Genomic DNA, 14634 nt, shown 5'->3' with positions numbered 1-14634 from the left:
CACGCTCGGGGCGTCCGTAATGCCCGCTCCCATGGCCGGCCGCGCCGAGGGACGGGCTGGAGCGCCGGCTGCCCCCAGCCTCCTGCGCCCCCGCCCACCCAACCCGTCAAGCAGGCCGGAGCACCCTCCCCGACCCCAGCGCGCGCAACAGGGCATGCACCTCCGCGGGTGGCGCGGCGCGGTCCATCCAGGTGATGCCGCGGGCGCGCGGAGTCACGGGGGGCGTCACCGCGTGCAGCGCGCAGGCCGTGCGCGGGTAGCGCGCCCGCACCAGCTCCAGCAGCCCCAGTCCGTCACCATCCGGCAACAAATCACCGCTCACCACCACCGCCGGAGCCTCCTCCCTCACGAGGGCGAGCGCCTCCGCCGCGCCTCGCGCGAAGCGCTTGCAGCCCGGCAGGTCTCTCACCAGACGCCGCAGCGCCGCGAGCGAGCGCGGGTCTTCGTCCACGAACAGGAAGGTCAGCATTTTCTTCGAGTCCATCACCGCGAGAGCCCGTGCGACTGGCGCGATGCACGAGGTTGCTTGCCTACAAGACTACCCAGGAAGTTCTTGGATGCCAACCTCTCAAGTCATATCGACATAGGCGGACCCGGTAGGTTAACGACCATGGAAAAGACCCTCGCATCCCGGCTCGGAGGAGCAGCGCGCCTCGCACGGACCCGCCTGAACCTGACGCAGGCAGACGTCGCGGAGCGCATCGGCATCGCGAGCGAAGTCTACGGGCGACTGGAGCGCGGCCACATGCTGCCCAGCATCCAGACGTTCCGCAGGCTGTGCGTGGTGCTCTCCATCTCCGCCGACGAGGCGCTGGGCCTGAAGCCGTCGCAGGAAGTGAAGTGGGCCGCCGAACCGCCGAGCGACTACGGCGAGTCCGCCGAGCTGCGCCGCCTCATGCGTCGCGCCCGCCAGCTGGACCGCAGCTCCATCCGCATCCTCAGCGTGCTCGCCGCGCAGTTCAAACCGAAGGGGAGCTGAAGCCGCCGCCACGGCGCTCATCTCCCGGGCCCCTCCACCATCCGCGCGAGCCGCTCGCGCAGCCTCCGCGCCGACGGAAAGCCGTTGAAGAGGACCACCTGCGGGTGGGCCTCCAGCGCCTCTCGCTCCCCCGACTCCTTCGCCAGCGCGCGGTCCACGCCCAGCAGCAGCCCTCCGTCCGGCCGCGAGCGCAGCTCCTCCAGCCTGCGCGCCAGCGGCCTCGCGTGCCACGCGTGGAACAGCTCCAGCGCCACCTCGCGCCGCGACTCGCGGTGACGGAAGGTCAGGTCCGGCACGCACAGCCCGGCGGCTCCCATGTGCCGGGGCAGCGGCGTCAGGTCCACCTCCCACGCGTCATCCGCGAAGCCCTCCGCCAGCGACGCCACCTCCTCCGGCACGTGGCCCAGCGCGGTGGGCAGCGGCGATACCAGCGGGTCCTTGTCGCTCAGCGCCAGCGTGGCCTGCGTGCGCGCCGTCTCCACCGTGGCCGTCAGCTCCCAGTGCTTCAACACCGGCACCACCGACAGGAACGAGGCGAGCTGCAGGCCATACTTCTTCTGCAAGGCCAGCATGGCTCCCGGCCCCTCGACGTCCAGCGTCCAGTCCTCGCCGACGCGCTTCACCTCCGCCACCAGCCGGCAGAACTTCAGCCACCGCAGCACCTTTCGCACCCGCAGCAGCTCCGGCGCGAGCGCCCGCAGCGTGAGGCGCCGCGCCGTCAGCAGCGGTCCCTGTGCCAGCGCCAGGTTGTAGCGGTCCACCAGCGCCTGCGCGCCGAGGGGCTCGCCGTCCCAGCCCACCAGCCGCCGATTCCCGGGGAGGTCCGCGTAGAGCGCCTCGCGCGCCTCGGGCAGCGGCACGGGCAGCGCCTCCGCCAGCCGCGCCTCGTAGGACTCCACCGTCGCGTCCGGCGGCAGCGCGCGCAGCACCCGGGCCGCGGCCTTCAGCCGCTCCCAGCGCGCCTCACCCACGCCCGGTGAGGGCTCGTCGAAGAGGAGCCGGTCCAGCAGCAGCTTCACCAGCCCGCGGGCCACCTTGGGCCGGGTGAAGGCGCCGGCCTTCAGCCCGAGCGACTCCTCCAGGTCGTCCAGCCGTGCACCGCGTGAGGCCTCCACCTCCGCGAGCAGCTCCCCGGCCAGGGCCAGCAGCGCCGCGTCGGTGCGCTTCACGAAGGCGGGACGCAGCATGCCCTCGCGCACCCGGAAGTTGAGCAGCTCCCGCGTCAGCACGTCAGGCCTCCCCCTGGTAGGCGCCGTGCTGACGCCGCCGCTCGCTGATGCCGCTCTCCGCCGTCTGCGCCGAGCACACCTCGTACAGCAGCGCCCGCTTTCCCGGGCGCTTGCGGAGGATGCGCCCCAGCCGCTGCACGTGCTCGCGCACGCTGCCGCTGCCGCTGAGCACCACGCCCACGCGCGCGTCCGGCACGTCCACGCCCTCGTTGAGCACGCGCGACGTGAGGAGCACCGGCAACTCGCCGCTCGCGAAGGCCGCCAGCAGCGCCTTGCGCTCCGGCACCGGCGTGTGGTGCGTGAGGGCGGGCAGCAAGAGACGCCGCGCCAGCGTGTAGACGGTCTCGTTGTCGTCGGTGAAGACGAGGACGCGGTCCTCGCGGTGCTCCAGCAGGATGCGCCACAGCACCTCCTGCTTGGCGCTGGAGGTGAGGGCAATCCGGCGCTGCTCGCGGTAGGCCCGGTACGCGGCGCGGCCCTCGTCGCTGCGCTGGCTCTGCGCCAGGAAGCGCGCCCACCCGTCCGGCGCGGAGAGCTGCACCCCCAGCCTCCGCACGAAGCCCACGTAGAGCGCGCGCGCCGCGTCGTAGCGGGCCTTCTCGTCCGGCGTCAGCGGCACCTCCACCCGCTTCACCTCGTAGGGCGCCAGGTACTCCCCTTGCAGCTCGCGGATGTCCGAGCGGTGCACGCGCGGGCCCAGCAACTCCTCGCAGACGCGCTCGCCACCGTCCGTGCGCTCCAGCGTCGCGGTGAGGCCCAGCCGGTACGGCGCCAGCGAGCCCTCCGCCACGAAGCGGTAGCTGGGTGCCGGCAGGTGGTGGCACTCGTCGCAGATGAGCAGCCCGAAGCGGTTGCCGTGGAACTCCGTCTGCAAGGCCGCCGAGTCGTACGTCGTCACCGTCAGCGGCTGCCTGTCACTCACGCCCCCCCCCAGCAGGCCCACCGGCACGGAGAAGTGGCGGGACAGCACGCCCTGCCACTGCGCCATCAAGTCCAGAGTGGGGACGACGACCAGGGTGGGGCGCTTCACGTGGGCAATGGCCAGCACCGCCAGCAGCGTCTTGCCCGCGCCCGTGGGCAGCTCCACCAGGCCCCTGCCTCCCGCCCGCGTCCACGCGTCCAGCGCCGCGCGCTGATGGGGGAAGGGGTTGATGGGGGAGGTGAGGGCCAGCTCCAGCGGCTCGAAGCGCTTCGCCTTGTCCTCGTACGGCAGGCCCAGCTCGCGCAGCCGCAGCACCACGTCGCGGTAGTGCCATGCCGGCGCGCGGTACACCCCGGTGCGCCCGTCCTTCTGGAACAGGGCGAGCAGGCGTGCGTCATCCGGCAGGACGGGTACCACCAGGGTGCCGCAGTCGAAGTGGAGCTCGGTGGGGTTGGCCATTCGCGCGGTGGGGGAAGTAGCCCGTCAAGCCGCGTTTCGCCACCACCAAGAATACCTGGAAGGTAGGGCCATCGCCCGTCCCCTCGGCACCCTGGGCCTCAGCCGTTGCTTGCGGCGAGCAGGCGTTCACGGTACCCAGCGCGCGGCATGCGTCTCATCTCGCTCGTTCCCCTGCTGTGTGGCCTGGCCGTGGTGGCTCAGGCCGGTCTCAACCGCCGCTTCGCCGGCCAATGGGGCCTGCTCAGCGCCGTCCTCGTGAACATGGTTGTGGCGACCGTGGCCACCTTCGGTGTGTACGCGGTCGCACGCTATGTGCCAGGGCTGATGGCCGATTCCTCGGGTGCCCAGGGCCGCTTCTTCGACGGCTTCACCCCGTGGCACCTGCTGCCGGGCCTGTGCGGTGTGCTCATCGTCCTCGGAATGCCGGCGGCCATCGGGCGGCTGGGCGCGGTGCAGTCCGTGCTCCTGCTGATGGCCGCGCAGCTCCTCACCAGCCTCATCTGGGACGCCCTGGTGGAAGGGCGTCCGGCCACGCTCGCCCGGGTGCTGGGCTCGGCGGTCGCCTTCGCGGGCGCCGCAATCGCGGTGTGGAAGGGCTAGATTCAGCGGCAAGATGCGTCGTGTCCTCATCGTCAGTCCCCACAGCGCCTCGCGCGAATTGCTGAGGCGCATGCTCGCGGAGCCGGGGCTGTCCGTCTCCGCGACGGGGGACACGGATGACGCCTTCGCCGCCATCACCACCACGCCACCGGCGCTGGTGGTGGTGGACCTCCGCAGGCCGGACGAGGACCACCCGCTCTTCCTCGGACTGCTGCGCAAGCGCCACCCCGGGCTGCCCGTCATCGCGCTCGTGCCGGGACGCCTGCGCATCTTCGACGGCCGTCACGAGCGGGTGCGCGAGGCCTACGGCGATACCGCCGAGGCGCTCCACCAGATGCTCGGCGCGCTGAAGCAGGCCATGCAGGACCTGCTTGCGCAGGACCTGATTCGCGTGCTGCGCACTCCCGTCGGGCGGGCCTGACGCGAGCGCGTCCCGGGGGGCTCGGCCGGCGAGGAGGTTGGACGCCCAAGGACCTGGGGTGGCATAGGCACCCGCCGGTGCTCGCGGCTACGCTGAGGCCATGAGTGTTTCCCGCCTCGCGATGCTCCTGCTGGTCCTCGTGTTCGTCCCGGGACTCGGCCGGGCGCAGACCCCGGAGGAGCCGGCCGTGCGAGACGACGCATGGAGCCCGTATCCGGAGGCTGGAGCGGCGCCGGAGTCCACGTCCGGAGATGATGCGCCGTTCGAGCCCCTCGGCTACCCCGGAGCGCCGCTGCCTCCGCTCATGGAAGAGTCGCCGTCCGTGCCCGCCCACCACACCGAGGAGGACGCGCCCGCTGAGTTTCCGCGACACACCGCGGAGGATGCCCCCTCCGGTTCCATCGGCGACTCCGCGTGGGACACGCCCGCCGAGCCCCGCGGTGACCCTGGGAATGACGTCCCTGCCGAGCCCCTTGGTGACTTCTCGGAGGACGTCCCCACCGAGCCCCTCGGTGACTCCGCGGAGGACGCTCCCACCAGACCGGGGCTCCTCCCGGCGTCACCGGCACCCCGGTTCTCTCCGCGCCTGGTGCAGGAGCCGTTGGCGGTGCCGATGTTCCGTTCCCTCCTCGACGTGGCGGGGGCCGGCGCGGCGACGCTGGGCGGCCTGGCCCTGGTGGAGCTCCTCACCGGGACCGAATGCCTCCGGACGCAGGAGCGGATGTGCGTGCTCACGTCGTTCCTCGTCACCATGCTGAGCGTCTCGGCCACAGCGCCCGTTGGAGCCTGGGCGATGGGGAGCCTGCTGGGCGGCGAGGGGAAGCTCTGGGCGGCCTACCTCGGCTCGGCGATGGGGATGGGCATCGGCGTCGTCGGAACCATGCCCACCATCGCCTTTGGCAACGGCACCGCCCTCGCCATCGCCGGCCCGATTGGCGCCGTGCTGGGCGCGGCCATCGGCTACGAGGTCTCCCATCACTTTTCACGCCGGAAGGCCTCGCTGCTCACGGAGCGGCCTTCCGGCGTGCGGGTGACGCCCATGCTGGGCGCCACGCCGGGTGGGAGCCTCGTCGGAGGGATGGCGGGGAGCTTCTGACGGCGCCGGCCTACAGCCGCAGGCGGTAGCCCACGCTCGCGAGGAAGCCGCCCACATTCACGTCGCCCGTGGAGACGAAGTCCACCGGGGAGAAGTGGTAGTGCGCCTCGAAGAAGGCGCCGCCGGGGCCCAGCGGCATCTCCAGTCCGGCCAGCGCCTGCAGGCCGAAGCCACCGTCGCTCTCCGAGGCCACGGTGCCGAACATGTCCGAGGTGGCGCGGTGCAGGTAGAGGCCGGGCCCGCCACCCACGTAGGGCGTGAGCGAGCCGAGCGCCTGCTCGAAGCGGAACACGGCCGACAGCAGGAAGGCCACCTCGCGCACGGCGACCGAGTAGCTCCCATCCGGAGGCTCCGCGTCGAAGCCGCCGAGCTGCGGGTCCGTCAGCGTGCCCGACACCTTGGGCCGGTGGTAGTTCACCTCCAGCACCACCGCGAGGCGCCGCTCCAGCAGCGGGGTGACGTAGCCCACCTCCGCGGCGAGGAAGAGGTCGGCGTCCAGCGGCGTGGTGGACTTGAAGACGCCCACCTTGGGGGCGAGCAGGATGCTGCCAGCCGGGGGCGTGGAGTCCGCCGTGGCCTCGGGTGGTGACCCGGGTTCGGCGGAGGCGAGTGCGGTGAGCGCGACGAGCAGGGCAAGGGCGTTCATGGTTCAGTCGCTCCGCGAGGGCTAGTACAGCAGGGATTCCACGGTGGCCGAGGGAGTGGCGCCCTGGAGCTGGGTGTCTCCGGGGAAGCCGCCGGCCACGTAGATGTAGGCGCGGAAGAGGACGTTGCCGTTGAGGTAGCGCGCGGCGCCGTCCTGGTAGCTGCCGCCCAACCCCGTGGCGTTCAGGTTGTCGTTGAAGCTGCCGGCGTTGGCACACGGCACCGGAGCGTTGCCCGCCGGGCACAGGTTGCCGGAGCGGAAGGCCGCGGTCGTCCCTCCGGTGGCGCCGCCCACGAAGAGGCCGTTGGCCGCCACGTACGCCCAGCCGCCGTGGTTCGCGCTGTTGCGGTTGTCGATGCCGGTGAAGGTGGGCGCGGCGACGAGGCCGCTCGCGTCCCTCACCTTCGCCACCTCGAAGACAGCGTCGGGAGCCGTCGCGTTGTTCAGCGGCGCGCCGCCCTGGTCTCCGCCCACCACCACCAGCCACACGTCCTGCCGGTTGTCCGGGCTGGTGGAAGCGAAGGACGCCGGAGCGGTGGTGGCGCTGGCCACGGCGAGCGAGTGACGGCGCCGCGCCGCGTTCAGCGAGTTACCGGCCGAGAGCAGGGTGAAGTCTCCCAGGCGCGGGCCCGTCGTCGCGTCGTCGACGAAGGTGGCCCGCTCCAGGCTGGCGACCGAGGCGCCCGCGCCGGGGCAGTTGGCGTCCACCGTCGAGCAGAAGCCGCCGGTGACGTACACCTCGTCTCCCACCGGCTGCGTGGCCGCCTGGCCGCGCGCCACGTTGAGCCCGTTGGCGAAGCGCACCCAGCGGCCCAGGGCCCCGGGAGGCAGCGGGCGGGGCGCGCCGTCCTGCGGCTGGAGCGCGCCGGTGTCCCGCCACGTCACCTGGGGCAGCGGCGTGCCGGCGCAGTCCGGAGCGGCCACCTCGTCCAGGAGCACCTCGGTGCCGGAGGTCTGGTCCGGGGTGGCCGTGCGGTAGACGCGGTACCGCGCCGCCGCCGGCTGACACGGCCAGGCCAGCTGCACCACGGTGCCCGTGCTCAGGTTCTTCACCGAGTACTCGTCCGACGGCAGTGTCTCTCCGCCGGGGTTCTTCGGGTCGTCCTCACGCAGCAGCGCGGACACCCGGTAGTAGAAGGTGCCCGCGGGCAGCGTGGCTCCCTCCTCCGTGGTCGTCGCGGGCTGCGCCAGCGCCGGAGCGTCCGCGGCGCGCAGCACCTGCGCGCGCTCCACGAAGGACTGCGCCGCGCCCGTCTCGTCCACGCCGCCGATGAGGAAGAGGTACGAGGTGTCCCCCTTCACGGTCCGCACCACCGCGGTGTGGCCACTTCGGGGCGTGGGCGTCGCGTTCGGGGTGCCCGAGCCGTCCGCCGCGAGCCGCCGGCCCACGCCGAGCGGCGTGGAGGCCAGCGTGCGGAAGGTGCAGGTGGTGCCCTCGCACGCGCCGGCCAGGTCACCGAAGAGCGTCACCTGCGCCACCTCCACCGAGGACAGCGTGCGCAGCTGCCCCGCGCCGTCCACCACCTCGCGGGTGACGCCGCCCAGGGCGTACATGAAGGGCTGGCCCAGGTCGTCCGTGGCGGTGACGAGCGGGAAGTCCGCGCGCGCCGTGCCCATGCGCGTGCTGAAGCGGGGGCCCACCAGCGGGTTGGCGGACGCGTTGGTGACGACCAGGCCCGAGTAGTTGGCGAAGGCCGGGTCGGTGGTGTTCTGCACGCGCACCACGTAGAGGCCGGGGGCGAGGGTGAGCGCCTCCGTGTTGCCCTCCACCTGCGTGCCGGTGGACGTGTACTGGACGCAGCTGGTGGCCGCGACGGTGCCGGGCACCAGCGCCTGGAGCTGCGTGGCGGTGGGGGTGCCGGTGGAGGGCAGGTCACACGCCAGCACGTTGCCGCTCGCGAGCTGCTTCAGCAGCTGCACCTTCGCGCCCGCGCCGAAGTTCTCGCCCAGCACCGTCAGCGGGGCGCTGCCCAGGCCTCCGGCTTCCGTGGAGCCGGGGGTGATGGAGCTGATGACGGGCGGGGGCTCGGCCAGCACGGTGAAGCCGGCGGAGGCCGGCACCTCGCCCACGGCGCCGCTGGTGTCCACCACCCGGAGCGCATAGGGGCCGCCGGGGACGATGCCGTTGGGGCACTCGGGGGCGGTGATGGGCGCCGCCCCGAGGCCCGAGCACGTGGGCACCACCGCCGTCACCTCGTTGGGGGAGACGACCGCCACGCGGCGCAGGGGGATGTCCACCAGCTCCGTCGGGGCCGTCTTGAGCGGCGCCACCAGGAAGATGTCCGGAGCGCCGGCCGCGAAGGTGCGCTCGTCGCCGGTGGGCGCGTTGTAGAGGGTGACGGCCTGGTTGCGCAGCTGCCAGCCGAAGCGCGGGTCCAGCGTCAGCGTCCCAAGTCTCGCGTAGGTGATGGTGATGGCCTGGGGCAGCGTGAAGGAGCACCCCTCCGGGTTGGTGAGCACCAGGTCATAGGTGCCCTCGGGTGTGCCGGGGGGAATCTCCGACTCGATTCTCGTGGGCGAGACCACGTTGACGACGAACAGCGGCTGGTCGGGCACGCCCGCCCGGCGCAGGACGATGGCCGGGTAGGTGTTGGGCTGGAATTCCGTCCCCTCGATGACGATGGGGCTGGCCGAGGCGAAGGAGTACCCGTTGGGCGGCGGCAGCACCCGCGTCACCGTGGGAGGCGGCACCACCACGAGCGCATCCGGCAGCGAGCCGGTGCCGCCCACGGGGTTCTTCACCTCCACCGCGTAGCTGCCGGGGGGCAAATCGGTCGCGGGCGTGCTGTCCCGGGTGGGCACGTCCAGCAGCAGCAGCTCCGGGCGCACGAAGAACACGCGGTCCCTCGACAGCGTGAGGGTGGCGGGGCCGCGGAGCGTCACCTCGGGCATGGCCACCGTCGGATTGTCGGTGAGCACGTCCCCGGGCATCGGGGCGAAGCGCTCACCCGCCACCTCCATGCGCCAGCCTCGCTCGCCTCCTTGGGCGTTGCAGACGCGTGGCGGGGTGACGTTCCGGGTGAGCGGGTTGATGGCCCCAATCACTTTGGGTGTGGGGCCTTCCGTCGTCTTGGAGCATGCGACGAGGGTGAGCAGGGCTGCGGCGACTGGCAGGCGCAAGGGGGGAGTTCCTCCTCATCAACAGACCCACCGGACGTTAGGACGGTCACCCTGGAGGGCCGGAGTTTTTTCCGGTTCCACCCCTGGCGCGGGCCCGCGGCCCTGGCGACACGCGCCATAACCTCCTGATGCCGCGAGGCTTTCCTCACGTGCGATGGCTCGGCACGGCGGATGCTTTGGCCAGGGGCGTTGGGCACGGCGGGTGGCCGGTGGGGCAGGGCGGTCCACCTCCAGTGGGTGCAACGGTTCGCTCGGCGTGGTCGGGCGGTGGCGGCGGTGTGGAGGGGGAGGCGGTTCATGGGGGCGGTGTCCGCGCTCACGGCGTTGGGTGTGTTGCTGACAGCGCAGGTGGCGCCGGCCGCGGACCCTGCGCCATTGAGGGAGGTCCGGCGCAGGACGCAGGACCCGGAGCGGCTCGCGCCCTTCGGGTTGATGCTGGACGCGGGAGTCACGGAGGGCGCGGGACTCTCCGTGTCCTTCCAGCCGACGAGGATGGTGCGGCTGCACCTGGGCGGCACGCACAACGGCATCCGCCCCGGCGCGCGCGCGGGGCTCACGTTGCTGCCGATGCGCGGGTGGCTGACGCCGGCGCTGAGCCTGGAGCTGGGCCATGCGGAGCCCGCGGATGCGCGCGGCCTCGAGCGCAGGCTGGCGGACCGCACGCTGCCGCCCAGCCCTTCCCTGGAGCGGGTGGGCTACAACTACGCGAGCGCGCTCCTCGGCTTCGAGGTGCGGATGCCCCGGCGGCTCACCTTCTTCGTCCGCGGCGGGTTCAGCGTCCTGGAGCTGTTCGGCCCCGGCATGGAGGACCTGGACGAGCCGTTCCGCGGCGTGTTGGCGCCCGAGGAGGCCCGGCCCTGGAGGCTGCGTGGCGTGCGGCCCACCGCGAAGCTGGGCATCCTCCTGTCCTTCGGTTAGCGCGCGAGGGTGCCGAAGAACTCGAGCACCTGGTGCTCCGCCCAGAAGTGCGGCCGGTGCAAGTGGCCCCCGACGAAGCCCACGTGTCCCCCGCGCTCGGTCAGCACCACGTTCAGGCGCGGGTTGTCCGTGGCGCTGCGAGGGATGACGGGGTCCTCGAGCATCGGGTCATCCGCCGCGCTCAGGAGCAGCGTGGGCTTGCGGATGTCGCCCAGCCGGGGACCCGAGGCGGCCTCGGCGTAGTAGTGCTCGGCGTCGCGGAAACCATGCAGCGCCGCGGTGACGGCGGTGTCGAAGGCGCGGAGGGTGCGCGCGGCCTCCATGGCCCGGCGGTCGAAGGCGTCGGGGAAGCGCCGCAGCTTCTCGCGCGCCTTCTTCTTCAGCGAGCGCAGGAAGCGCTCCCGGTAGAGCAGGGCGAACGGGCTCGAGCCGTCGATTCTCCGGCAGCAGGCGTCCAGGTCATAGGGCGCGCTGACGGAGGCGGCGGCGTCCACGGGCGCGGCCTCGCCCTGGTCCTCCAGCAGCCGGCACAGCACGTTGGCGCCCAGCGAGAAGCCCACGGCGAAGAGGGGACCGGTGACGCGGGCGCGCAGCTCGCGCAACACGAGCAGCGCGTCTCCGGTGTCACCCGAGTGGTACAGGCGCACCATCCGGTTGGGCTCACCGCTGCACGAGCGGAAGTTGAGCGCGGTGGCGCCCCAGCCGCGCTCGGCGGCGCCGCGGAGGATGGCGGTGACGTACCCGGCCCGGGACGAGCCCTCCAGGCCATGGAGCGCCACCACGTGCGGCGCGCCACGTGGGCCGTCGAAGGTGTCCAGGTCGACGAAGTCCCCGTCGGGCAGCTCGCGGCGCTCGCGGCGCACCATGGGTGCGTGGGTGGGGCGCACGAGCGAGGCGTAGATGGTCTGCGCATGCTCGTTGGCCAGTCCGGACGCGGGAACGAAGGGCTGGTTGGGTTGGAATCGCACGGCCGGGGCTTAACGCCCGCGCGCGCCGGGGACAAGGGACGACGCCGTGGAGCGTCTACTCGCGGCGGTTGCCGGGAGGCACGCCTTCCACCGGCCGCCCGGAGGCCAGGCGGCGGGCGGCGCGCATGGAGGGGCAGCCCTGCTCGCGCACGGCCTCGGCCTCGGCGGCGAGGCCGAAGAGGTCCAGGTACTTGCGCACGCGCTCCTCCAGCGTCGGCGCCTCGATGAGGCGGCAGACCTCGTCCGCCTCGTAGGCGCGGCAGACGGACGGCCGCTGCTCGTACACGCCGCAGAGGTTGTCCTCGGTGAGGTGCGGGCAGCGCAGGCCCAGCGGCTTGTCCAGCGCGGCGATGTCGGGCGCCACGCAGCAGGCGCCACAGCGGGTGCACTCCATGGGTTGGGAAACCTCGGGTGCGCCTCGCGCACGGGGCTTGGGTGCGCCTCGCGCACGGGGCTCGGTGACTCGGTGACTCAACGCGGGACGGCCTGCTCCACCTTCCCCAGGTTCGTCACCGTGAGGGTGGCGCCCTGGCCCTTCTTCCACGTGAGGAACTCCTGCTCGCTCTTCGGCTCCAGCACGTGCTCCTTCTCGCCGTCGTCCTCGTAGCGGATGCGCACGGAGTACTTCTCCTCGCGGCGCAGCCGGTCCACGCCGCTCGCCGTCAGCTCCGGCCAGCGCGGCCGGTCATCCGTGCCGGACGTCTCGCGGCGGTCCACTTCCTTCCACTCGTAGGTGTCGTAGGCGCATTGGAGCGCGTAGACGGGCTCGGTGCGGTAGCGCGTCTCGTTCTGGCAGTCCTCGTAGCTCTCGCTGCAGTACTTCGTGACGTCCTCGCACACCTCCTCCACGAAGCCGTTGCCCTTGTCGCGGCGGCGGCACTTCTCCTCCGTGCCGCAGGCCACCTTCCGCGTCTTCGTCCGGCACACCCGCTCCGTGCCGTCCGCCACCCGGCGCGTGCCTCGCTGGCGCGACACGCAGTCACGCATGTTGGCCACGCCCGCCACCTCGCCGGCGCCGTTGACGGGCATGCGGGGGGCGGTGGTGCTCAGCTCGTCCCGCCAGCCCGTCTTCACCACCGGGCTGAAGCGCTCGCGCACCACGGAGCGCTGCCACGCGGTGCCCGTCACGCTTCCGGGGTACTCGTGTGTGCTGCCGGCCCAGATGCCGAACACGCCGGTGCCGAAGCAGCAGGAGAACAGCAGGCCCAGCGCGAGCCACGCCTTCTTCCCCAGGCCCTTCTTCGGCGGGGGCGCGGGCGGGGCCTCCGCGGGGGAGGGCAGCTCCCGGCTCACCGCCGCCTTCGCGTCGTCCGTGCGCTCCGCGTTGCACTGCTTGCAGCGGGGCAGGTCTCCCCGGTTGGAGGCGCCGCAATAGGCGCAGAACCAGTCCTCGCCCGCGGCGGCCAGCTCCAGCGCCGGCTCGTCCGTGACGCCCTCGCGCAGCGACTTGCCGCTCTTCGCGTCCACCCCGCCGAAGTCGAACTCCGACTCCTTCCCCGTCAGCTCGCGCGGGTTGCCGCAGCTCGGGCATACCTTGTGGCGCGCGGGGATGCCCTTCGTGTCACAGGACGTGCAGTTCCAGGTCCCCTCGATGATGCGGGTGCGCTTGGCCATGGCCCCATCCTATCCGGCGCTCACACCCAGAGCGCGCGAGGGAAGGGGACGTCCGGGGCGGCCGGCAGCCCGGGGCGCAGGGGCCGCAGCATGGGCAGGGCGCCGTCCCTCGCCACGCGGGTGGCGCCGGGGACCCGGGTCACCCAGGGCAGGGTGTTCGGCTCCTCCCACAGCACCACCTTCGCCAGCCCGGCCCGGTGCGCCAGGGCCCCGGCCGTCTCCAGCAGCGCGGCGGCGTCCTCCTCGGAGCGCGCGTCGAGCATCAGCACCACCAGCTCGCCGTAGCGGGCCATCATCGCCCACAGCGCGGTGGAGTCGCCCACCGCCGCGCCACACGCCTCGGGGCGGGGACGGCGGAGCAGCTCCGCGTAGATGCGCTCCCGCTCCAGGTGCCAGTCCACCTGCGCCGGGCTCGGCCAGAGGAAGAAGGGCACGCTCGGCCGCCGCATCCGCTCCAGCGCCGCCGTCACGTCCGCGTCCTTCAGCAGCGAGTCCACGCGGCGGGTGGACAGGCCCTCGCGGGCCGGCAGGTGCCAGTCCCACGCGGGGGCCTCCACGTAGCCGGAGCGGCGGTAGAGCGGCGCCCCCACGTCCGAGAAGAGGACCGCGGCATGGCCCCGCGGCGAGGCGCGCTCCAGCTCGGCGGCCACGAGGTCCATCAGCCGCGAGGCATGGCCGTGGCCGCGCAGGGACTCCTCGGTGAAGACGCTGGCGATGGAGAAGCTGTCGCCGGCGGTGTACCCGCCGTCCGGGCCGCGCAGGTAGCTGTCGTTGTGGAAGCTCTCGCACGAGGCCAGCACGCGCCCGTCATCCGCTTGAAGCAGCCACGTGCGCATGCCCTCGCGGCACCAGGGGTGGGCGCGCAGCCGCACCTCCCGCTGGTGGAACTGCTCCACGGTGAGCGGAGAGCCCCAGGCGGAGTGGGTGACGCGGTCTCTCTCGGCCTTCTGGGATTCGGTGGCAAGGACCAGGTGCATGGCGGGGGCTCACAGCCGGGTGGTGTAGGGGAAGCGGAAGTGGAGCTGCAGGTACGCCTGTCCCACGTGGAAGATGCCGTCGCGCAGGCGCTCCGGCAGCCCGAGCCCGCCCAGCTCCTGCGGCACGTAGAAGGCGGACTCCCAGCCCACGCCGACGAGGAAGCTCTTGGAGAGCTGGAGCTCCAGGTCCACGCCCAGCGACGCGCCGGGCCGCAGGAAGTGGGTGTCCTCCAGCGTGTCCGAGTGCAGGTAGGCGTACGTCAGCAGCAGCCCCGCCCCCACGGAGAAGCGCGCCGGGCTGGAGGACAGCGGCAGGCCCAGCGACAGCGGCTTCCACGTGGCGCCGTACATGCCGGTGTCGCGCAGCTTGGGGGAGATGATGAGCGAGTCCGGGATGAGGATGGACGGGGAGATGCGAATCTCGTCCATCTGCTGTGCCTGTTTCCGGTAGCGCCTGGGGATGAGGCGCTGGTTCTTCCTCAGCCACTCCCGGTCCAGCACCGCGTCCACGGACAGCTTCAGGCCGGTGTGGATGGGCTGGTCCTCGAAGACAGGCCCGAAGAAGAGGAATGCGGCGGGGCCCACGCCCACGTCCACGGGGACGGTGACGCGCTGGGCGGCGGCCAGGCCCGGCAGCAGCAGGAGGGACAGCAGCAGGAGTCGGGCGGGGCTCATCGGAGGGCCT

General features: G+C 72.6%; 15 protein-coding genes. 5 read left to right on the top strand and 10 right to left on the bottom strand.

Going from position 1 to position 14634, the window contains the following annotated elements:
* Positions 1 to 106: 106 nt before the first annotated feature.
* Positions 107 to 484 carry a response regulator gene (locus K8638_RS18010; protein ID WP_223755774.1) on the bottom strand — a complete coding sequence of 126 codons (378 nt, stop codon included), beginning with the start codon at positions 482 to 484 and terminating at the stop codon, positions 107 to 109.
* Positions 485 to 610: 126 nt separating this feature from the next.
* Between K8638_RS18010 and K8638_RS18005 the strand changes: the two genes are divergently transcribed.
* Positions 611 to 979 carry a helix-turn-helix transcriptional regulator gene (locus K8638_RS18005; protein WP_164021868.1) on the top strand — a complete coding sequence of 123 codons (369 nt, stop codon included), beginning with the start codon at positions 611 to 613 and terminating at the stop codon, positions 977 to 979.
* A gap of 17 nt (positions 980 to 996) precedes the next feature.
* Here K8638_RS18005 and K8638_RS18000 read toward each other — a convergent pair whose 3' ends face one another.
* Entirely contained in the window at positions 997 to 2208 is a 1212-nt protein-coding gene (locus tag K8638_RS18000) for a DUF790 family protein (RefSeq protein ID WP_223755773.1), read from the bottom strand.
* Position 2209: 1 nt separating this feature from the next.
* Positions 2210 to 3589, bottom strand: coding sequence for a DEAD/DEAH box helicase family protein (locus K8638_RS17995; RefSeq protein ID WP_223755772.1), 1380 nt, complete (start codon positions 3587 to 3589; stop codon positions 2210 to 2212).
* 147 nt (positions 3590 to 3736) lie between these two features.
* On the opposite strand from K8638_RS17995, the gene K8638_RS17990 reads away from it, so the two are divergent.
* The 3 genes from K8638_RS17990 (at position 3737) to K8638_RS17980 (ending at position 5706) form a co-directional block, all read left to right on the top strand.
* Positions 3737 to 4189, top strand: a complete 453-nt coding sequence (locus K8638_RS17990; protein WP_223755771.1) for a DMT family transporter — start codon at positions 3737 to 3739, stop codon at positions 4187 to 4189.
* Positions 4190 to 4202: 13 nt separating this feature from the next.
* Positions 4203 to 4610: a response regulator gene (locus K8638_RS17985; RefSeq protein ID WP_223755770.1), complete on the top strand. Its 408-nt coding sequence runs from the start codon at positions 4203 to 4205 to the stop codon at positions 4608 to 4610.
* A 100-nt stretch (positions 4611 to 4710) separates the two neighbouring features.
* Positions 4711 to 5706, top strand: coding sequence for a hypothetical protein (locus K8638_RS17980; protein ID WP_223755769.1), 996 nt, complete (start codon positions 4711 to 4713; stop codon positions 5704 to 5706).
* 10 nt (positions 5707 to 5716) lie between these two features.
* On the opposite strand, the gene K8638_RS17975 is transcribed toward K8638_RS17980, so the two are convergent.
* Positions 5717 to 6352 (bottom strand): outer membrane protein, encoded by a 636-nt coding sequence (locus tag K8638_RS17975; protein WP_223755768.1) that lies wholly within the window; start codon positions 6350 to 6352, stop codon positions 5717 to 5719.
* Positions 6353 to 6373: 21 nt separating this feature from the next.
* Entirely contained in the window at positions 6374 to 9472 is a 3099-nt protein-coding gene (locus K8638_RS17970) for a hypothetical protein (protein ID WP_223755767.1), read from the bottom strand.
* Between the two features lie 297 nt (positions 9473 to 9769).
* On the opposite strand from K8638_RS17970, the gene K8638_RS17965 reads away from it, so the two are divergent.
* The gene (locus K8638_RS17965) at positions 9770 to 10390 is read left to right on the top strand and encodes a hypothetical protein (RefSeq protein WP_223755766.1); all 621 of its coding nucleotides are present in this window, start codon (positions 9770 to 9772) and stop codon (positions 10388 to 10390) included.
* Here the strand turns inward: K8638_RS17965 and K8638_RS17960 are convergent.
* From K8638_RS17960 to K8638_RS17940, 5 genes are all read right to left on the bottom strand, one after another.
* On the bottom strand, positions 10387 to 11358 hold the full coding sequence (locus tag K8638_RS17960) for a hydrolase (RefSeq protein ID WP_223755765.1): 972 nt from the start codon (positions 11356 to 11358) through the stop codon (positions 10387 to 10389). The two genes, K8638_RS17965 and K8638_RS17960, sit on opposite strands and share 4 nt — an antisense overlap.
* Positions 11359 to 11413: 55 nt before the next feature.
* Positions 11414 to 11752 carry a YkgJ family cysteine cluster protein gene (locus K8638_RS17955; protein ID WP_223755764.1) on the bottom strand — a complete coding sequence of 113 codons (339 nt, stop codon included), beginning with the start codon at positions 11750 to 11752 and terminating at the stop codon, positions 11414 to 11416.
* A gap of 77 nt (positions 11753 to 11829) precedes the next feature.
* Positions 11830 to 12972, bottom strand: coding sequence for a hypothetical protein (locus K8638_RS17950; protein ID WP_223755763.1), 1143 nt, complete (start codon positions 12970 to 12972; stop codon positions 11830 to 11832).
* A 20-nt stretch (positions 12973 to 12992) separates the two neighbouring features.
* Positions 12993 to 13949 (bottom strand): GNAT family N-acetyltransferase, encoded by a 957-nt coding sequence (locus tag K8638_RS17945; protein ID WP_223755762.1) that lies wholly within the window; start codon positions 13947 to 13949, stop codon positions 12993 to 12995.
* A gap of 9 nt (positions 13950 to 13958) precedes the next feature.
* A complete protein-coding gene (locus K8638_RS17940) occupies positions 13959 to 14624 on the bottom strand; it encodes a hypothetical protein (protein WP_223755761.1) in 666 nt (221 codons plus the stop codon).
* Positions 14625 to 14634 lie beyond the last annotated feature (10 nt).

It is taken from the genome of Myxococcus sp. RHSTA-1-4 (assembly GCF_020037125.1).
Lineage (GTDB): Bacteria > Myxococcota > Myxococcia > Myxococcales > Myxococcaceae > Myxococcus.
The sequence above is the reverse complement of the archived record's forward strand: the minus strand, read 5'-3'. Positions and strand labels throughout refer to the sequence as shown.

Coding starts and splice junctions, on each gene's coding strand:
- K8638_RS18010 (WP_223755774.1), bottom strand. CDS start 484: ATGGACTCGAAGAAAATGCTGACCTTCCTGTTCGTGGACGAAGACCCG.
- K8638_RS18005 (WP_164021868.1), top strand. CDS start 611: ATGGAAAAGACCCTCGCATCCCGGCTCGGAGGAGCAGCGCGCCTCGCA.
- K8638_RS17995 (WP_223755772.1), bottom strand. CDS start 3,589: ATGGCCAACCCCACCGAGCTCCACTTCGACTGCGGCACCCTGGTGGTA.
- K8638_RS17990 (WP_223755771.1), top strand. CDS start 3,737: ATGCGTCTCATCTCGCTCGTTCCCCTGCTGTGTGGCCTGGCCGTGGTG.
- K8638_RS17985 (WP_223755770.1), top strand. CDS start 4,203: ATGCGTCGTGTCCTCATCGTCAGTCCCCACAGCGCCTCGCGCGAATTG.
- K8638_RS17980 (WP_223755769.1), top strand. CDS start 4,711: ATGAGTGTTTCCCGCCTCGCGATGCTCCTGCTGGTCCTCGTGTTCGTC.
- K8638_RS17975 (WP_223755768.1), bottom strand. CDS start 6,352: ATGAACGCCCTTGCCCTGCTCGTCGCGCTCACCGCACTCGCCTCCGCC.
- K8638_RS17965 (WP_223755766.1), top strand. CDS start 9,770: ATGGGGGCGGTGTCCGCGCTCACGGCGTTGGGTGTGTTGCTGACAGCG.
- K8638_RS17955 (WP_223755764.1), bottom strand. CDS start 11,752: ATGGAGTGCACCCGCTGTGGCGCCTGCTGCGTGGCGCCCGACATCGCC.
- K8638_RS17950 (WP_223755763.1), bottom strand. CDS start 12,972: ATGGCCAAGCGCACCCGCATCATCGAGGGGACCTGGAACTGCACGTCC.
- K8638_RS17945 (WP_223755762.1), bottom strand. CDS start 13,949: ATGCACCTGGTCCTTGCCACCGAATCCCAGAAGGCCGAGAGAGACCGC.
- K8638_RS17940 (WP_223755761.1), bottom strand. CDS start 14,624: ATGAGCCCCGCCCGACTCCTGCTGCTGTCCCTCCTGCTGCTGCCGGGC.